13 protein-coding genes are annotated in these 14,307 nt (G+C 71.7%); 4 read left to right on the top strand and 9 right to left on the bottom strand.

The annotated features are described in order from the left end of the window. Positions 1 to 2,086: glycosyl hydrolase family 28-related protein (locus ABT053_RS42250; RefSeq protein ID WP_350977608.1), on the bottom strand; the 2,086-nt coding region annotated here is incomplete at its 3' end. Positions 2,087 to 2,517: 431 nt separating this feature from the next. Here ABT053_RS42250 and ABT053_RS42255 point away from each other — a divergent pair. Next, positions 2,518 to 2,814 (top strand): hypothetical protein, encoded by a 297-nt coding sequence (locus ABT053_RS42255; RefSeq protein ID WP_350977611.1) that lies wholly within the window; start codon positions 2,518 to 2,520, stop codon positions 2,812 to 2,814. 296 nt (positions 2,815 to 3,110) lie between these two features. On the opposite strand, the gene ABT053_RS42260 is transcribed toward ABT053_RS42255, so the two are convergent. The 8 genes from ABT053_RS42260 to ABT053_RS42295 all read right to left on the bottom strand — a co-directional run bounded on the left by ABT053_RS42260 (position 3,111) and on the right by ABT053_RS42295 (position 10,627). Then, a complete protein-coding gene (locus tag ABT053_RS42260) occupies positions 3,111 to 3,518 on the bottom strand; it encodes a hypothetical protein (RefSeq protein ID WP_350977615.1) in 408 nt (135 codons plus the stop codon). 172 nt (positions 3,519 to 3,690) lie between these two features. After that, a complete protein-coding gene (locus ABT053_RS42265) occupies positions 3,691 to 4,338 on the bottom strand; it encodes a response regulator transcription factor (RefSeq protein WP_350977617.1) in 648 nt (215 codons plus the stop codon). Further along, a complete protein-coding gene (locus tag ABT053_RS42270; protein ID WP_350977620.1) occupies positions 4,329 to 5,936 on the bottom strand; it encodes a sensor histidine kinase in 1,608 nt (535 codons plus the stop codon). Before ABT053_RS42270 ends, ABT053_RS42265 begins: the two co-directional genes overlap by 10 nt. A 183-nt stretch (positions 5,937 to 6,119) precedes the next feature. Continuing rightward, the gene (locus ABT053_RS42275) at positions 6,120 to 6,584 is read right to left on the bottom strand and encodes a lamin tail domain-containing protein (RefSeq protein WP_350977622.1); all 465 of its coding nucleotides are present in this window, start codon (positions 6,582 to 6,584) and stop codon (positions 6,120 to 6,122) included. A 127-nt stretch (positions 6,585 to 6,711) separates the two neighbouring features. After that, a complete protein-coding gene (locus tag ABT053_RS42280; RefSeq protein ID WP_350977626.1) occupies positions 6,712 to 8,070 on the bottom strand; it encodes a sensor histidine kinase in 1,359 nt (452 codons plus the stop codon). Between the two features lie 88 nt (positions 8,071 to 8,158). Next, positions 8,159 to 8,368 (bottom strand): hypothetical protein, encoded by a 210-nt coding sequence (locus tag ABT053_RS42285; RefSeq protein ID WP_350977628.1) that lies wholly within the window; start codon positions 8,366 to 8,368, stop codon positions 8,159 to 8,161. A gap of 303 nt (positions 8,369 to 8,671) precedes the next feature. Beyond that, positions 8,672 to 9,313 (bottom strand): dihydrofolate reductase family protein, encoded by a 642-nt coding sequence (locus tag ABT053_RS42290; protein WP_350977631.1) that lies wholly within the window; start codon positions 9,311 to 9,313, stop codon positions 8,672 to 8,674. 333 nt (positions 9,314 to 9,646) lie between these two features. Next, the gene (locus tag ABT053_RS42295; RefSeq protein ID WP_350977633.1) at positions 9,647 to 10,627 is read right to left on the bottom strand and encodes an RtcB family protein; all 981 of its coding nucleotides are present in this window, start codon (positions 10,625 to 10,627) and stop codon (positions 9,647 to 9,649) included. Positions 10,628 to 11,437: 810 nt separating this feature from the next. On the opposite strand from ABT053_RS42295, the gene ABT053_RS42300 reads away from it, so the two are divergent. The 3 genes from ABT053_RS42300 to ABT053_RS42310 are packed head-to-tail and all read left to right on the top strand — an operon-like array spanning position 11,438 to position 14,249. Next, positions 11,438 to 12,268 (top strand): S1C family serine protease, encoded by an 831-nt coding sequence (locus tag ABT053_RS42300; RefSeq protein ID WP_350977636.1) that lies wholly within the window; start codon positions 11,438 to 11,440, stop codon positions 12,266 to 12,268. Between the two features lie 37 nt (positions 12,269 to 12,305). Then, positions 12,306 to 13,295 (top strand): AAA family ATPase, encoded by a 990-nt coding sequence (locus ABT053_RS42305; protein WP_350977637.1) that lies wholly within the window; start codon positions 12,306 to 12,308, stop codon positions 13,293 to 13,295. Between the two features lie 6 nt (positions 13,296 to 13,301). After that, a complete protein-coding gene (locus ABT053_RS42310) occupies positions 13,302 to 14,249 on the top strand; it encodes a DUF58 domain-containing protein (protein WP_350977640.1) in 948 nt (315 codons plus the stop codon). The last annotated feature ends 58 nt before the right edge of the window (positions 14,250 to 14,307 follow it).

Genomic DNA, 14,307 nt, shown 5'->3' on the forward strand with positions numbered 1-14,307 from the left:
GGCCGAGGTGGGGCTCTGCCGGTCGATGCTGATCTGGCCGGTGGCGCGCATCCACATCGCGGTGACGGGGTACGACGACCGGCGGGCGGTCGTCGCAGGTGATGGTGTTCGGCAGCATCCACGGGGCGAGCCAGGCACCGGTGGTGCCACCGCCGTCGTTGCCCCCGAGGTCCGTCAGCGAGAACTCCGAACCGGTGGGCGGGAAGTTGAACGAGCCGCAGTTGTTGACGCCGACCGCGCCGACGTTGCGGGCGTCCACGTTCTCGAAGGAGGCGGACCCCTTCACCCGGGCGCTCACCACCGAGGTTCCGGTGCCGTCGACCCTGATGTCCTTGAAGTGGACGTTCGTGATCGAGTAGAGATCCTTCACGCCCCAGTCGCTCACCAGCATGATCGCGTTGTAGGTGTTGTCGAGGAAGTGGTTCCCGACCACCTGGATGTCCGCCTCGATGTTCTTGTCGAGCGCGTAGAGCCAGATGGCACCCAGGCCGATGTTCCAGTTCAGCTCGTACGTGCCGGCCCGGACCGTGGTGTTGTCCTTGATCGACAGTCGCCCGGCGAACGCCTCGGCGCCGAAGCGGGAGCCGACGTGGATGCCGCTGCCCTCGCGGATCGGGTCGGCGATGAGGTTGTTCGAGACGGTGTTGTCCGTGCCGCCGTAGACGGCGATGCCGTTCGCGAGGGTCGGCGTCTGCACGGTGTTGCGGTCGAACGTGTTGCGGGCGTTGGCGATCTTCTCGGACCACAGGGCGAGGCCGTCGTCACCGGTGTTGCGGGTGAAGTTGTTCGACACGACCGAGTCCGTGACGCCGCCGTGGAAGTTGAGGGCGTCGGCGATCTGGTCGACGATGATGTTGTTCGTGATCTTCAGGTTCCTCATCGGCCCGTCGAACCACATGCCCACCTTGGTGCGGTGGATGTAGAGGCCGTCGACGGTCGAGTCGCTCAGCGCCCCGCCGATGCCGTTCACCTGGTCGGTGTCGATGCGCTCGCGGACGTCGCCCTCGATCGCGAAGCCGGACAGGTGCACGTTCCTGCTGCCGCCGTCGGCCGCGTACTTGCCGTAGAAGCCGACGCCGGTGTGCACCGAGCCGTCGGGGGCCGGGGCGGGGAGGGTGACCTCCTTGCCCTTGATGATCGTGTACCAGTTTCCGGCGCCCTCGATCGTCACGTTGTCGACGATGATGTGGCGGTTCACCTGGTAGACGCCCGGCGGGATGTAGACCTTGAGGCGGTTGCGCTTGGCGAAGGCGATCGCCTTGTCGATCGCGTCGGCGGAGTCGCGCCTGCCGAGCGGGTCGGCGCCGAACGCCAGCACGTTCGCCGCGACGAGCCTGACGTGCGGCGCGCCGACGAGCTCGGAGTCGAGCAGGTCGATGATCGTCCACGCCGCGTTGCTCCCGGCCGGGACCGTGAGCCGCACCTTGTCACCCGCGCGGTACGTCCTGCCGAGCAGGAGACGCTGCTCGTCGTAGAAGTGGGTCGGGCGGAACGGCTTCGTGATCGTCGGGGCGGGCGTCGTGGCGCTGGGCACGCAGGCGCACTCGGTGATCCACCAGTCGGGGTGCAGCAGGTCGGCGTTCGGGTCGTTCGTGAACGGATACTGGTTGTACAGCCACGAGTACTGCGACGTGAGGGTCAGCGTCTTCTTGCCCCCGCCGTTCACCGTGACGTCGAGCGGCGCGGTGATGCCGCCCCCGTTGGGAGCGTCCGGAATGCTGTAGCGCACGGTGATCGCGTTGGCCGTCTTCGGCAGCGTGAACTCGACGTGCTGTCCCGGCGTGAGCCTGACCGCCTTACGGCCGGACGCCTCTCCCGCCAGCGTGTACGCGGCGCGGTCCGGGCCGATGGTCGTGCCGTTCGTCGTGGCGTTCTCCGCCTCCTGCTCGGCGAAAGCGACACTGGCGCCCCGGCCCGCGACGAGTGACGGGTCGAGGGCGGCGCGCGTCACCACGGGAGCCGCCGCCCCGCCCGTACCGGCGAGGGCCGGGGCGCCGGGCACGACGCCGAGACCGACGGAGAACGCGAGCACCGCCGCGATCCCCGCCGATGCCCTTCGCGGTGGCCTGCCGGTCCATCTCGCCACAGCTCCTGTGATGCTCCGTGACATCGGATGCTCGTTTCTCTCGGGGGGTGAACACCTGAAGGCGCTCGGGGCGGAGCGAACGCCACGAGGGTGAGGTGACAGTAGGACTCCGATGCCTCGTTCCACAAGGTTCCTGCGAAATAGTTTCGTAATCTTGCTCTATAGCTGCGGTTACCTCGTAGGTTCTTGCAGCGCTTGTCATGAGTCATTGCGGTGTTTCGCAACGCACGACCTGCCCCGATACGAAGTGAAGCACGGCCCGCAAGGCCATCGGAGATCACGAGCCCTGACTCCGCCCCGAACCGGGCCCGGCCGGGGCCCACCGGCACCCGGGAAGCCGGATGTCCGGCAACGGACACGCAGGGTTGTCTCTCGATCACCCTGGGTACGACGCCGTGGCATGCTCCACAAACCCCCACGAAAGGGCTCCTATGGCATCCCCCCGCATGATCGTCGTCCGCGCCGCCGTTCTTCTCGCGGCCCTCGCCGCGCCGCTGCTCCTCCCGGTCGCCGCCCACGCGGACAGCCACTACGTCTGCGCGGACGGGACCAGGTTCCAGGTCTCGCCGATGCTCGGTTTCCACGTCCTGGCGACCGGTTGCACGGGCAGCGGGGAGGAGAGCCCGGTCACCATCGTCATCTCGTCGGGCTACTACGCGGGCGAGCACTTCTGCGAGCAGCTGCTGGCCTCGGGGCCGGACCTGGTCAGCGCCATGCGGTGCGCCTGACGGCCCCGCCCTCCCCCACCACCGGGACCGGGACCGGGACCATCACCGGGACCGTCGGCGGTCATGCGGAGGACCCGCCCCCTCCCCGGGAACGGGTCCTCGCTCACGTCCGGCGCCCCTGCGGGAACGTCCTTCCTACGGTCTTCCCTCCGGTCTTCGCTCCGGCCTTCGCTCTGGCCTTCGCTCTGGCCTTCGCTCCGCTCTTCACTCCTGCCTTCGTTCCTGTCCTCGTTCCGGTCTTCGCGATCGGCCGTACCACGGGCGGGCCCGCCGCCGTTCTCCGGTGGCCCGCGAACTCACCCGCCGGTCCGGCCCTCCACCCGGAGCCCTTCGGCCGGACGCTCCGGCTCGTGGGCGCGCGTCCGGGAGTTCACGCTGATCGCGAGCAGCCCCGCGGCCACGACGCTGGAGAGGATCAGGGGAATGTGGTTCGCCCCGTCAGGGAAGGCTCCGCGTGTGATGTACGTGCAGAGCGACACCGTCCAGACGGCCGCGGCCCAGGCGAAGGCGAATATCATCGCCGGCACGGCGAGCCGCCCCCGCAGGGTCGCCGAGGCCGGCAGAAGGACGGTGAGAACGAGGTCGGGCACCAGGAACGGGTTCCCGGGACGTATCGCGTCCGAGGTGACGAAGTAGTAGATCATCACCACCGTCAGCACGCCGATCGTCCACCGGGCGATCGTCATCGCGGTTCTGGTCGTCATAGCGGGCATCGCCCTCCGCTTCTCCGTTCGGTCAGACGTCGTTTCGCCTGACGTTCGAAGTGTGCGGCGGCGGCACCGGCGCCGGAAGCCGGGCAGCACCCACCCGGGGCCGTGCCCACCGTATCGGCGGGGGGCGGTTAACCGTCCCCCGCCGATACGGCCGGGAAGCGCGTCAGGTGTTGAGGTAGCGCAGGACGGCGAGGACCCGGCGGTGGTCGTCGGCGCTCGCCCGCAGCCCGAGCTTGGCGAAGATGCTCGTGCAGTGCTTCTCGACGGTCCGTTCGGCGATGCCGATCCGTTCCGCGACGGCCTGGTTGGTGCGGCCCTCGGCCATCAGCGCGAGGACCTCGCGCTCCCGGCCGGTGAGCGCGCGCAACGGGTCGTCGGCGCGGTCGTGCCGGCCGACCAGCTGGTCGATGACGATCGGGTCGAACGCCGAACCGCCGCCGCCCACCTGCCGGACCGCCGCCGCGAACCCCGCCAGGTCGGACACCCTGTCCTTGAGCAGGTAACCGACGCCGCGGGCGCCGTCGTCGAGCAGCTCGACGGTGTAGCTGACCCGGACGTACTGCGACAGGACGAGCACCCCGGTGCCGGGGTGGCGCCGGCGGATCTCCCGGGCCGCCCGCAGCCCCTCGTCGGTCTGGGTGGGCGGCAGGCGGATGTCGACGACGGCCACGTCCGGGCGGTGCCGGGCCACCTCGGCCAGCAGCGCCGGGGAGTCGGCGACGGCCGACACGACGTCGAAGCCGGCCTCGGCCAGCAGCCGGGCGAGCCCCTCGCGCAGCAGCAGGTTGTCCTCGGCGATGACTACCCGCACGGCAGCACCGCCCGGACCAGGGTGCCGTCACCGGCGGGGCTGTCCACCCGGAGGGTTCCCCCGGTGGCCGCCACCCGGTCGGCGAGCCCGCGCAGCCCGGACCCCCGGGCCGGGTCCGCTCCCCCGCGGCCGTCGTCGGATACCTCGACCAGCAGCCGCCCGTCCCGCCGCTCGGCGCGCACCCGCGCCTCCCGCGCGCCGGAGTGCTTGGTGATGTTGGCCACCGCCTCGGCGACCACGTAGTACGCCGTCGTCTCGACCTCCACCGGCAACGGCGCCGGGACCTCGAACGACAGCCGCAGGGGCACCGGTGCGAGCGCGGCCAGTTCCCGTACGGCACCGAGCAGGCCGCGTTCGGTCAGCACCGGCGGGTGGATGCCCTGCGAAAGGGCCCGCAACTCGTCGAGGACGGCCAGCGTGGTGGTCTTCGCCTCACCGACGAGCGCCCGCGCCTGGTCGGGGCTGGTGCTCAGCCTCGACTCCGCCAGGCCGAGCGTCATGGGGATGGACAGGAGCCGCTGCTGCACGCCGTCGTGCAGGTCGCGTTCCAGCCGCCGGCGTTCCGTCTCGGCCGCGCGCAGGACCTGGCCGCGCGACTCGTCGAGCTGGTGCAGCCGCGCCCTCAGCTCGGCGGTGAGCCGCTCGTTCGACAGGGCGAGCGCGGCCGCGGCACAGGTGGCCTCGACCAGCTCGGGGTTGTCCAGCAACGCAGGGTCGTGCACCAGCAGCGCGAGCGGGGCGCCGTCGTGGTCGACGCGTGTCGCCACGCGATCGCCGCCGTCGGGCGGGGGCACGACCCGGCCGTCGACGTCCACGTACCGGCTCGTCTCCGGCATCCAGTAGCCGACCCGCAGCGTGGGGTCGTGGAGAACCTCGGCCAGGGCCCGCTGGATGCCCACCGGCCGCGAGACGCCGCGGAGGTGGACGACCAGCTCGGCGACCCCGCCCCGGTCGATGCGCCGCCGCAGGAGGCCGCCCACGTACGCCAGCGGGACGGCGGCGAGTGCCACCTGCATCACCGGTGTCAGGCTCCGCACCGCGACACCGGCGATCATCACCGGCTTCAGCGCCACGAACAGCGCCGTCGCCACCACGGCGGCGGCGAGCACGGGGTTGAGCGACCGGCGCCGTGTCACGGTGCTGCCGCGCCACCGGCTCACCTGCAGGCCCATCACGGCCAGGCCGCTCAGCACGGCCCCGGCCATCGCGGCGCCCCTGACCACCGCGCCCGGCGCGAGCCCGGTCGTGGCCAGCACCGCGACCCCGGCCATGCTCAGGTACGCCGTCCCGACGACGGCTCGCGGCAGCCACGCGGTCAGGCGCCCGCCGGGAAACGCCACCACCAGATGCGCGAGCACCGCCGCCCACGTGCCCGCCAGCGCCGTGCGCACGCCGCCCGCCGTCGCCGGCAGGGGCGCGAACCTGGCGAGGAGCCACAGCAGGCCGATAATGATCATCAGCGGCCCGACCCGGTTGCGGGGCCGTACGCGAACGGCGACCAGGCCGGCGCCGACGAACGCCGCGGCGACCCCCGCCGCCGTGACGGCGGTGACCGCGGCGACCGCGTCACCGGCCGGGAGGGCGGAGGCGGGATCCACGAGGTCGGTGAGGGCGATGATCAGGACCTCCGATCCGTGGCCGGCTCCGGAAGCGGGCCGGACGCGAGACCGCCGGGGGCGTGGGGATTTCCGCCCTCTCCAGGGTATCGCCCGGCCCGCGCCTCCAAGATCGGCCGCGGCCCGGGGCCGCGGCCCGGGGCCGCGGCGCGGGAGGAGTGGCCGTCACTCGCAGTTCTTGTAGTCCGCCCGGGTGCTGTCGTAGGAGCAGGAGTCGACGAGCTTGGCCGAAGGGTTGCGGACGGAGGCGACGTCGGCGTCGTTGTTCCACACGTAGGCCCGCCTGCCCCAGTAGACGGTGCTGGTGCCCGAGCGGCCCTGCCCGGTGCGGACGGTGAGCTTCCCGCCCGCGCCGAGCAGCTGGTCGTCGCCGAAGATGTACTGGTAGCCGGTCTTGTCGCGCAGGCTCCACCCGGCCAGGTCGATCGTCTTGCGGGTGGTGTTCTTGATGGTCACGTACTCGCCGTTCAGGCTGGCGTTGCCGCGCAGGTCGGAGCCGGGCGAGTCGTAGTACACCTTCGTGATGAGGATCGCCGGGACCGCCGCGGCGTGAGCGGGGACGGCGGAGACGACGGGGATGGCGGGAACCAGCACGGCGAGGGCGGCGGCAGCGGCGAGGGGGAGACGCACTGGGGCATCCTCCGAAATATGAGGTAATTGGGGCAACTGTGGGACGGCAGCCGGTGACGTTCGGTTGACCGGTGAACCACGTTCCGTTGGAGCTCCCGATCCCGTTCCCTCCCGTCCCTCCCGGTGATCAGGTGCCGGGGGGCCGCGGGGCCATGGGGATGCGCAGGACGAAGCGCGCGCCGCCGGAGGGGGCGGTGCCGACCCGGAGCGTCCCGTCGTGGGCCTGGGCGATGCCACGGGCGATGGCCAGGCCCAGGCCGGTGCCTCCCCGGTCGCGGCTGCGGGCCGCGTCCAGCCGGGCGAACCGTTCGAAGATCCGTCCCCGGTCGGCCTCGGCGACGCCCTCCCCGTCGTCGTCGACGATGACCTCGGCACCGTCGCCGTTCGCCCGCACCTCGACGACCACCGCCTCCCTGGCGTGCCGCTCGGCGTTGTCCAGCAGGTTGGTGACGGCCCGGCCGATCTGGCTGTGCACGGCGTCGACGGGCACCTCCGGGGCGAGGACGAGCCGCACCCTCCGCGGATCCGCCCGCCGTGAGACCTCCGCCCGTACCAGCGTCGCCAGATCGATCCTTTCCCTGACCTTGGACGGGTTGCACTCGAGTTTGGCCAGCAGGAGCAGGTCGGTGATGATCGACTGCAGCCGGTCGAGGTCGGACAGCGAGTGCGCGAGCAGATCGCCCAGATCGGTCTCGCCGGGGTGCAGCTGGGCCTCCTCCAGCTGGGCGCGCAGCCCGGCCAGGGGGGTTCGCAGCTCGTGGGAGGCGTCGGCGGTGAACTGCCGCTGACGTTCCATCGCCCCCTCCAGGCGGGCCAGGGTGCGGTTGACGCTGTCCGCCAGCTCGTGGATCTCGTCATCCCCCGGCGACACGGGCACCCGGCGGTCGAGGGAGCTCGCGTTGATCTCGTCGAGTTCGGCCCGGACGGCGGTCACCGGCCTGAGGGACACGGTGACGATCCGGTAGCCGATGTAGGTGATGCCGCAGGCGAGCGCCGCCATGCCCCCGATGACCGCCGTGGCCAGCCACGGATCGACCAGTGGGAGGACCGAGGGGGAGGCGCTGTAGACGACCCATCTCGTTCCCCCCCGATGGGCCCACTGCGCGACCACGAGATCACATCCGCCGGGACGGAAGTCACCGCCGCACACGACCGAGGTGGCGACGTTCGTGCCGTCGGGGGTGAACGTCGCCATGGGCGGTTTGCCGTACAGGCCCGGCGTCGAGGCGATGACCCTGCCCTGCAGGTCGACGACCTGCAGGTTGCGGGACTTGCGCTGCGCCAGGGGATATTCCAGATGATCCCGCTCCAGCTGCACGGCCACCCGGCCACCGGCGGCGGTGATCTCGTCGACGAGAGAATTAGTGACAAAACGGTTGATCGAGAACATGAGCACCGCGGCCACCAGCGAGCACAGCAGAAGCGCCACCACACCGGTGAACAGGGTGATGCGAGCTGTGATCGATACTGGCCGTCTTGTGCTCATCCTCCGATTCCCCCTGGCCAGTGGACCACACGGACCACCTGGCTCCGCGAGGGGGTGGGGGTCTACCGGCGATCGGCGCCCCCGGCTGTCAGCCGGTGACGGACGGACACCGGGCCGCGTCGAGGCCCTTCAGGGTCTCTCGGCGAGATCCTCCAGGTCCCTCGGCGAGATTCTTCACGGTAAGGCGGGCGGTCGGCGCGGTGATCGCGGTGATCGCGGTGATCGCGGTGATCACGGTGATCGCCGCCCGCGTCGGCGGGCGGAGGGCGCGGACGTGCCGTACGGCGCGGAGATCCACCGGGACCTCGTGACCGTTCTCGGCGACCCGCCGGGACGCCTCCGGAGAGAAGAGCCGGGGCGCCCGCCGATACGCGCGGAACGCCGGGGAACGGAAAGATCCACCGGAACCGTGGTCCCCGCCCCCGCATCCGGTGCGGGGACGGCGTGATCACCACCGGCACGGCCGCTGCCCGGACCGATACGGCCGTCGTCCGGACCGATACGGCCGTCGTCCGGACCGATACGGCCGCCGTTCAGTCGGCTCGACGGCGTTGTTCAGCCCGACTCGACGGCGTTGCTCAGCTCACCTCGACGGCGTTGCTCAGCTCGGCTCGACGCCGCGGTCCTCGCGTCGCATGTCCCCGGCCTCGGGAACCCCCGCGCCGAGGCCGTACCGCAGGAGCACGGCGCCCTTGGACGAGGTGACGGGTGGTTCGAGGAGCTCCAGGTTGGCGGGCACCGCGCCGCCGTCGAACACCTTCTTGCCGACGCCGAGCACGATGGGGAAGAGCCACAGGTCGAGCCGGTCGAAGAGGCGCTCGCGCAGGAGGGTCTGCACCAGGTTCAGGCTTCCGATCACGTGGACGTGCTCGTGCTTGTCACGCAGCTCGCGTACGGCGTCCACCAGGTCGGGTCCCAGCCGCGTCGAGCCCGCCCAGTCCAGGTCCGGGTTGCCGCGCGAGGCGACGTACTTCGGGATGCCGTTGAACAGCGTCGCGATCCCGCCGTCGACGCCGTCGACCTGGTTCGGCCAGAACGCGGCGAAGATGTCATAGGTCCTGCGGCCGAGCAGCAGGGCGTCCATGCCCTCCATCCCGGCACCGACGTTCCGGCCGACCGTCTCGTCGAACAGGGGCGCCTGCCACCCCCCGAACGGGAAGCCCTCGGGGTCCTCCTCGGGATCACCCGGCGCCTGGCCGACCAGGTCGAGCGTCGCGAACAGATCAACGTGGATCAAGCCCATGATGTCCTCCTTGCGTGCCGACTCGTGTCCCGGCCGTGTCCTGGCACGAACATGGATCGGCATCCCGACTCGAACACACATACGGTCGCGGAGGACCGCGTCCCCTGTCCACCCCACCTCACGCCCCAGACGTCCGCCCGCGCGCGGGAACAGGCTCAAGATCGCGGACGAGGACGCGCTCTCCGGCTCACGGGCCGAACGTCCGCGCGCCCGCGACCGGCCCCATTCGCGCCGCGCTCACGACCGGCCCCGCCTGCGCGCTCACCGCCGACCTCGCCCGCACGTTCACCGCTGGCCCCGTACGCGCGTTCACGACCAGCCCCATGCACGCGTTCACGACCGGCCTCGCCTGCGGCGGCGGTCTCGCTGGGGCGCGGACCCGAGGTCGGGCGTCTTGTAGGTGACCAAAGGGACCGTGGTGGCCACGGGCGTGGCCAGGTCGTGCTCGACGAGGTCGGAGATCACCTGCTCGATGCGCTTGTAGGCCGTCGGCGCCTCCTCGAAGAGCAGCTGGCGGTCTCCGCACACCACCAGCGACCCCACCGGCGTGCGGCGCAGCTCCTCGACCGTGTGCTTGGCCCGGCCCCGGCGCAGGGCGTCCGCGCGCGACATCTTGCGGCCCGCGCCGTGCGCGACCGAGTGCCCGGCCCGCGGCCCGGCGTGGGCGGCCACGAGATAGGAGGGGGTGCCTCGCGTACCGGCGATGAGCACGTCGGTGCCGTCCCCCGGCGCCGCCCCCTTGCGGTGCAGGTAGAGCCCGTCGCGGACCTCGACCAGGTTGTGACACTGGTCGACGAGCGGCTCGGCGGGCTCGGCCCCCAGCGCGTGGGCGACCCGGGCGGCCATCACCCTGCGGTTGAGCGATCCCCAGCGCACCGCGTCGTCGTGCATCGCCAGGTAGGCGCCGGGATCGGGGGCCGGACCCGCCCCGTGGACCTCGGTGTGCGCCCGCAGGATCCGCTCGCCCAGCCCCCGCGAACCGCTGTGGACGATGAGGACCAGGTCGCCCTCGGCGAGTCCGAGACGGCTCGCGTGGCCCGGCTCGAAGACGGTCCCGATCCGCGCCAGCTCGACGAAGTGGTTGCCCCGCCCGACCGTCCCGAGACCCTCGATGTGACCTGCGGGGATGTCGCCCTTCACCACGGCCCAGGCAGGGTCGTCGGCGTCCCGATCGGGATCCAGCGCGCGGTCGAGGTCGGGGAAGCGTGCGGCGAGCCTCTCGGGTACGGCGCGCTTGAGCCTCATGGGGAACACCGCGATGCCGCAGCCGATGTCGGAGCCCACCAGGAAGGGGTACAGCACGGTCGAGGCCATGGCGGCACCGATGGGGCGCCCTTGCCCGGGTGCAGGTCCGGCATGGCGGCCACGTGCGTCATGCCCTCGAGGGCGGCCACCTGGTGACACTGCGCGAGGGCATCGGACTCGATCCAGCTCGTCGGGGAGGCGAACACGGTGACGGTGGCCGAACCCGTGGCCGCGGTGGACGACGGAGGGGAATGGTGCTGAGACAAGGGGGCTCTCTCAAAAGGGCATGGGCTGACGGCGTCACGGGGCGCGTCGGCGCCGTGGCATCTCGGGGGGGCGGGGTGCTGTCCGTCAGAGCGTCATGCACACCACGTTCCCCGGTGCCCACCACACGAGGCAAACGATTTTCACCACACCACCCACCGCCGCACCGCTCATCGCCAGGCCACCCATCGCCGCATCACCCATCGCCGGGCCGCGCCGGCGGAAAGCACCGGTGGAAAGCGCCGGTGGAAAGCACCGGCGGCATAGGCCGGTGGAAGGCGCCGGTGGAAGGCACCGGTGGAAGGCACCGGCACAGGCCGGTGGAAGGCGCCGACCCGTGCCACCGACGACGAGCCGCCGGTGACGAACTGGCGAAACATCCCCGGAGCCGTCCCGTACGAGCCCCGTGCCCCTCGACCGGATGCGATCGCCGAGAGGGGGCGGGCCGGGCCACGGCTCAGGAGGCACCGACCACCGTGCACGGACAGGGCGCGCACCGGCGGGTTCACCACCGGGACCGGTGCGCCGTCCGGGCGGGGCAGCGAAAACCGGTTCTCAGGGAGTTTTCAGGCGGAGTTTGTAGCACTTTCAACTTAAATTTATGAGTATGGGGTGATGGAGCACGCGCCGCAGGAGGCCGATGCGGTCGAGGCTCAGGGAGCCGCGGCCGGGCGGGCGCGGTGGTTCCTCGTCGGGGGTGGCGCGCTTGTCGTCGTGGCACTGCTCGCGTACTGGCTGGGAAGCGGCGGCGGGGACGACGAGAAGGCCGCGTCCAGGCCGAGCCCGACGCCGACGCCCAGCACGACGCTCACGGTGCCCGACGTCTTCAGGCGGGTCGGGCCGTCGGTGGTGGTCATCCAGGCCGGGAAGTCACTCGGAACCGGGGTGATCGCGGCCGAGGACGGGACGATCCTGACGGCGCACCACGTCGTCGAAGACGCTTCGGGCAAGGGCACCTCGGACAAGGACACTTCGGACAAGGACACCGGTGACGTCACCGTGACGTTCGCCGACGGCACCAGGACGAAGGCCGTCGTCGCGTCGTCGAACCCCAAGCTCGACGTCGCGACCCTCAAGCCCGCGAAGCTGCCGGAGATCGTCGTCCCGGCGACGCTCGGCGGCGGCGCGACCGTGGGCGCGCCCGTCGTGGCGATCGGCAATCCGCTGGGCCTGACCTACAGCGTCTCCACCGGCGTCGTGTCGGGCCTGAACCGGACCTCCAAGGACGGCGACCTGAACGGGCTCATCCAGTTCGACGCCTCCGCGAACCCGGGCAGCTCCGGCGGTCCCCTCCTGGACGCTCGCGGCCTGGTCATCGGGATCGTCGTCTCCATCGCCGACCCGGGGGGCGACGAGGCGTTCGCCGGCATCGCGTTCGCGGTGCCGATCGGCGCGGCCCTGGGCGGCGACGAGGGCGACGGACCGCCGGGCGGCCCGCAGATCTGACCGAAGCGTCACGAGGCGTCACGAGAAGGAACACCATATGACCTCGAACAAGTCCTCCGAGTCGGCCCACCCGCTCGAACATGTGCTGTTCGAGGTCAAACGCACGATCGTCGGGCAGGACCTCCTGCTGGAGCGCATGGCCGTCGCCCTGGTCGCCGACGGCCACCTGCTCGTCGAGGGCGTACCGGGCCTGGCCAAGACGCTCGCGGTGAAGTCGCTGGCCGCCGCGATCGCCGGGAGTTTCCAGCGTGTCCAGTTCACCCCCGACCTGGTACCGGCCGACCTCGTGGGCACGCGGGTCTACCACCAGCACTCCGGGGAGTTCAAGACCGAGCTCGGCCCGGTGTTCGCGAACCTGCTGCTGGCCGACGAGATCAACCGCGCCCCCGCCAAGGTGCAGAGCGCCCTGCTGGAGGTGATGCAGGAGCACCAGGTGACGATCGGCCGTGAGACGTTCCGGGTGCCCGAGCCGTTCCTGGTCATGGCGACGGAGAACCCGATCGAGTCGGAGGGCACCTACCCGCTGCCCGAGGCGCAGGTCGACCGTTTCATGATGAAGGTGGTCGTCGACTATCCGACGCAGGCCGAGGAACAGGCGATCGTCGCGCGGGCGCTGCGCCCGCCCGAGCCGCCGAGGCCGATGGTGACGGCCGAGGACCTGGTCGCGATGCGGGCCCGCGCCCGCCAGGTGTACGTCGACCCGGCGATCGTCGACTACGCGGTACGGCTGGTCTCCGTGACGCGCTCCCCCGCGATGGCCGGGCTCGGCGAGCTGGAACGGTACGTCACCTACGGGGCGAGCCCGCGGGCGTCCATCGCGCTCGTCACGGGCGCACGGGCGCTGGCGTTCCTGCGCGGCCGGACCTACGTCCTGCCGCACGACCTGTCCGAGCTCGCCATCGACGTGCTGCGCCACCGCCTCGTGCTGTCGTACGAGGCCCTCGCGGACGACGTCGACACCGACACGATCATCAGCAGGGTGCTCGGGGCCGTCCGGGCGCCCGACGTCGTCCTGCAGAACCGCTGAACCGCCATGGCCACCGCCCCCGAGAGGCTCCTGCTCCGCCTGGAGTGGAAGGTCGTCCGCAGGCTCGACGGCCGGCTCCAGGGCGCCCACCGCACCGCGCACCGCGGCTCGGGGATCGACTTCACCGGATTGCGCCCCTACGGCGACGGCGACGACGCCCGGCACATCGACTGGAACGTGACCGCGCGGCTGGACGAACCGCACCTGCGCGTGTTCACCGAGGACCGTGAGCTGACGGTGTGGCTCGTCCTCGACCGGTCGGCGTCGATGGCCGCCGGCCGTCCGGGGCGCGGCAAGCACGACGTACTCGCCGAGCTCGCGCTCGTCCTCGCCCGGCTGTTCGGCCGGGGCGGCAACCGCGTCGGCGCCCTGCTGTACGACACCGGGAAGCCGCGCGTCGTACCGCCCGGCACCTCCCGGCGGCACGCGCTGCGGATCGGCGCCGAGCTGGCACGCACCTCCGAGACGCGCGACGGCACCACCAAGGCGCGCGGCGGCATCTTCAAGAAGCGTGGCGGCACCTCTGAGGCGCGTGGCGGCACCACCACCGACCTGGCGGAGATGCTCGACGCGGCCGGACGGCTCGCGCGCCGCCGCGCGCTCGTCGTCGTGCTGTCGGACTTCATCGGCGAGGGCGACTGGGAGCGCTCGCTCCAGCGCCTGGCCCGGCGGCACGAGGTGGTCGCCCTGCGGATCGTGGACACGGCCGACGACGTGCTGCCCGAAGCCGGGCTGATCGTGGTCGAGGACGCCGAGACCGGCGAGCAGCTCGTCGTCGACTCCGCCGACCCGCTGCTGCGGGTCCGCTTCCGCGCCGCCGTCGACGCCCGCGACGCCCGTCTCGAGGCGGGCATGCGCCGGGCCGGGGTACCCGTCCACCGCATCGACACCGACCGCGACCTGGCCGAGGCACTCGTCGAGGTCGTCGCCCGCACCGGGGACCGGTCACCGTGACCGGGCTCGCCGAGACCGCCGAGCTCGCCGCCCGGACCGGGGACCGATCCGTAACCGG

Source organism: Streptosporangium sp. NPDC002524 (assembly GCF_040295985.1).
Lineage (GTDB): Bacteria > Actinomycetota > Actinomycetes > Streptosporangiales > Streptosporangiaceae > Streptosporangium.

Coding starts and splice junctions, on each gene's coding strand:
- ABT053_RS42255 (WP_350977611.1), top strand. CDS start 2,518: ATGGCATCCCCCCGCATGATCGTCGTCCGCGCCGCCGTTCTTCTCGCG.
- ABT053_RS42260 (WP_350977615.1), bottom strand. CDS start 3,518: ATGACGACCAGAACCGCGATGACGATCGCCCGGTGGACGATCGGCGTG.
- ABT053_RS42280 (WP_350977626.1), bottom strand. CDS start 8,070: ATGAGCACAAGACGGCCAGTATCGATCACAGCTCGCATCACCCTGTTC.
- ABT053_RS42290 (WP_350977631.1), bottom strand. CDS start 9,313: ATGGGCTTGATCCACGTTGATCTGTTCGCGACGCTCGACCTGGTCGGC.
- ABT053_RS42295 (WP_350977633.1), bottom strand. CDS start 10,627: ATGGCCTCGACCGTGCTGTACCCCTTCCTGGTGGGCTCCGACATCGGC.
- ABT053_RS42300 (WP_350977636.1), top strand. CDS start 11,438: ATGGAGCACGCGCCGCAGGAGGCCGATGCGGTCGAGGCTCAGGGAGCC.
- ABT053_RS42305 (WP_350977637.1), top strand. CDS start 12,306: ATGACCTCGAACAAGTCCTCCGAGTCGGCCCACCCGCTCGAACATGTG.
- ABT053_RS42310 (WP_350977640.1), top strand. CDS start 13,302: ATGGCCACCGCCCCCGAGAGGCTCCTGCTCCGCCTGGAGTGGAAGGTC.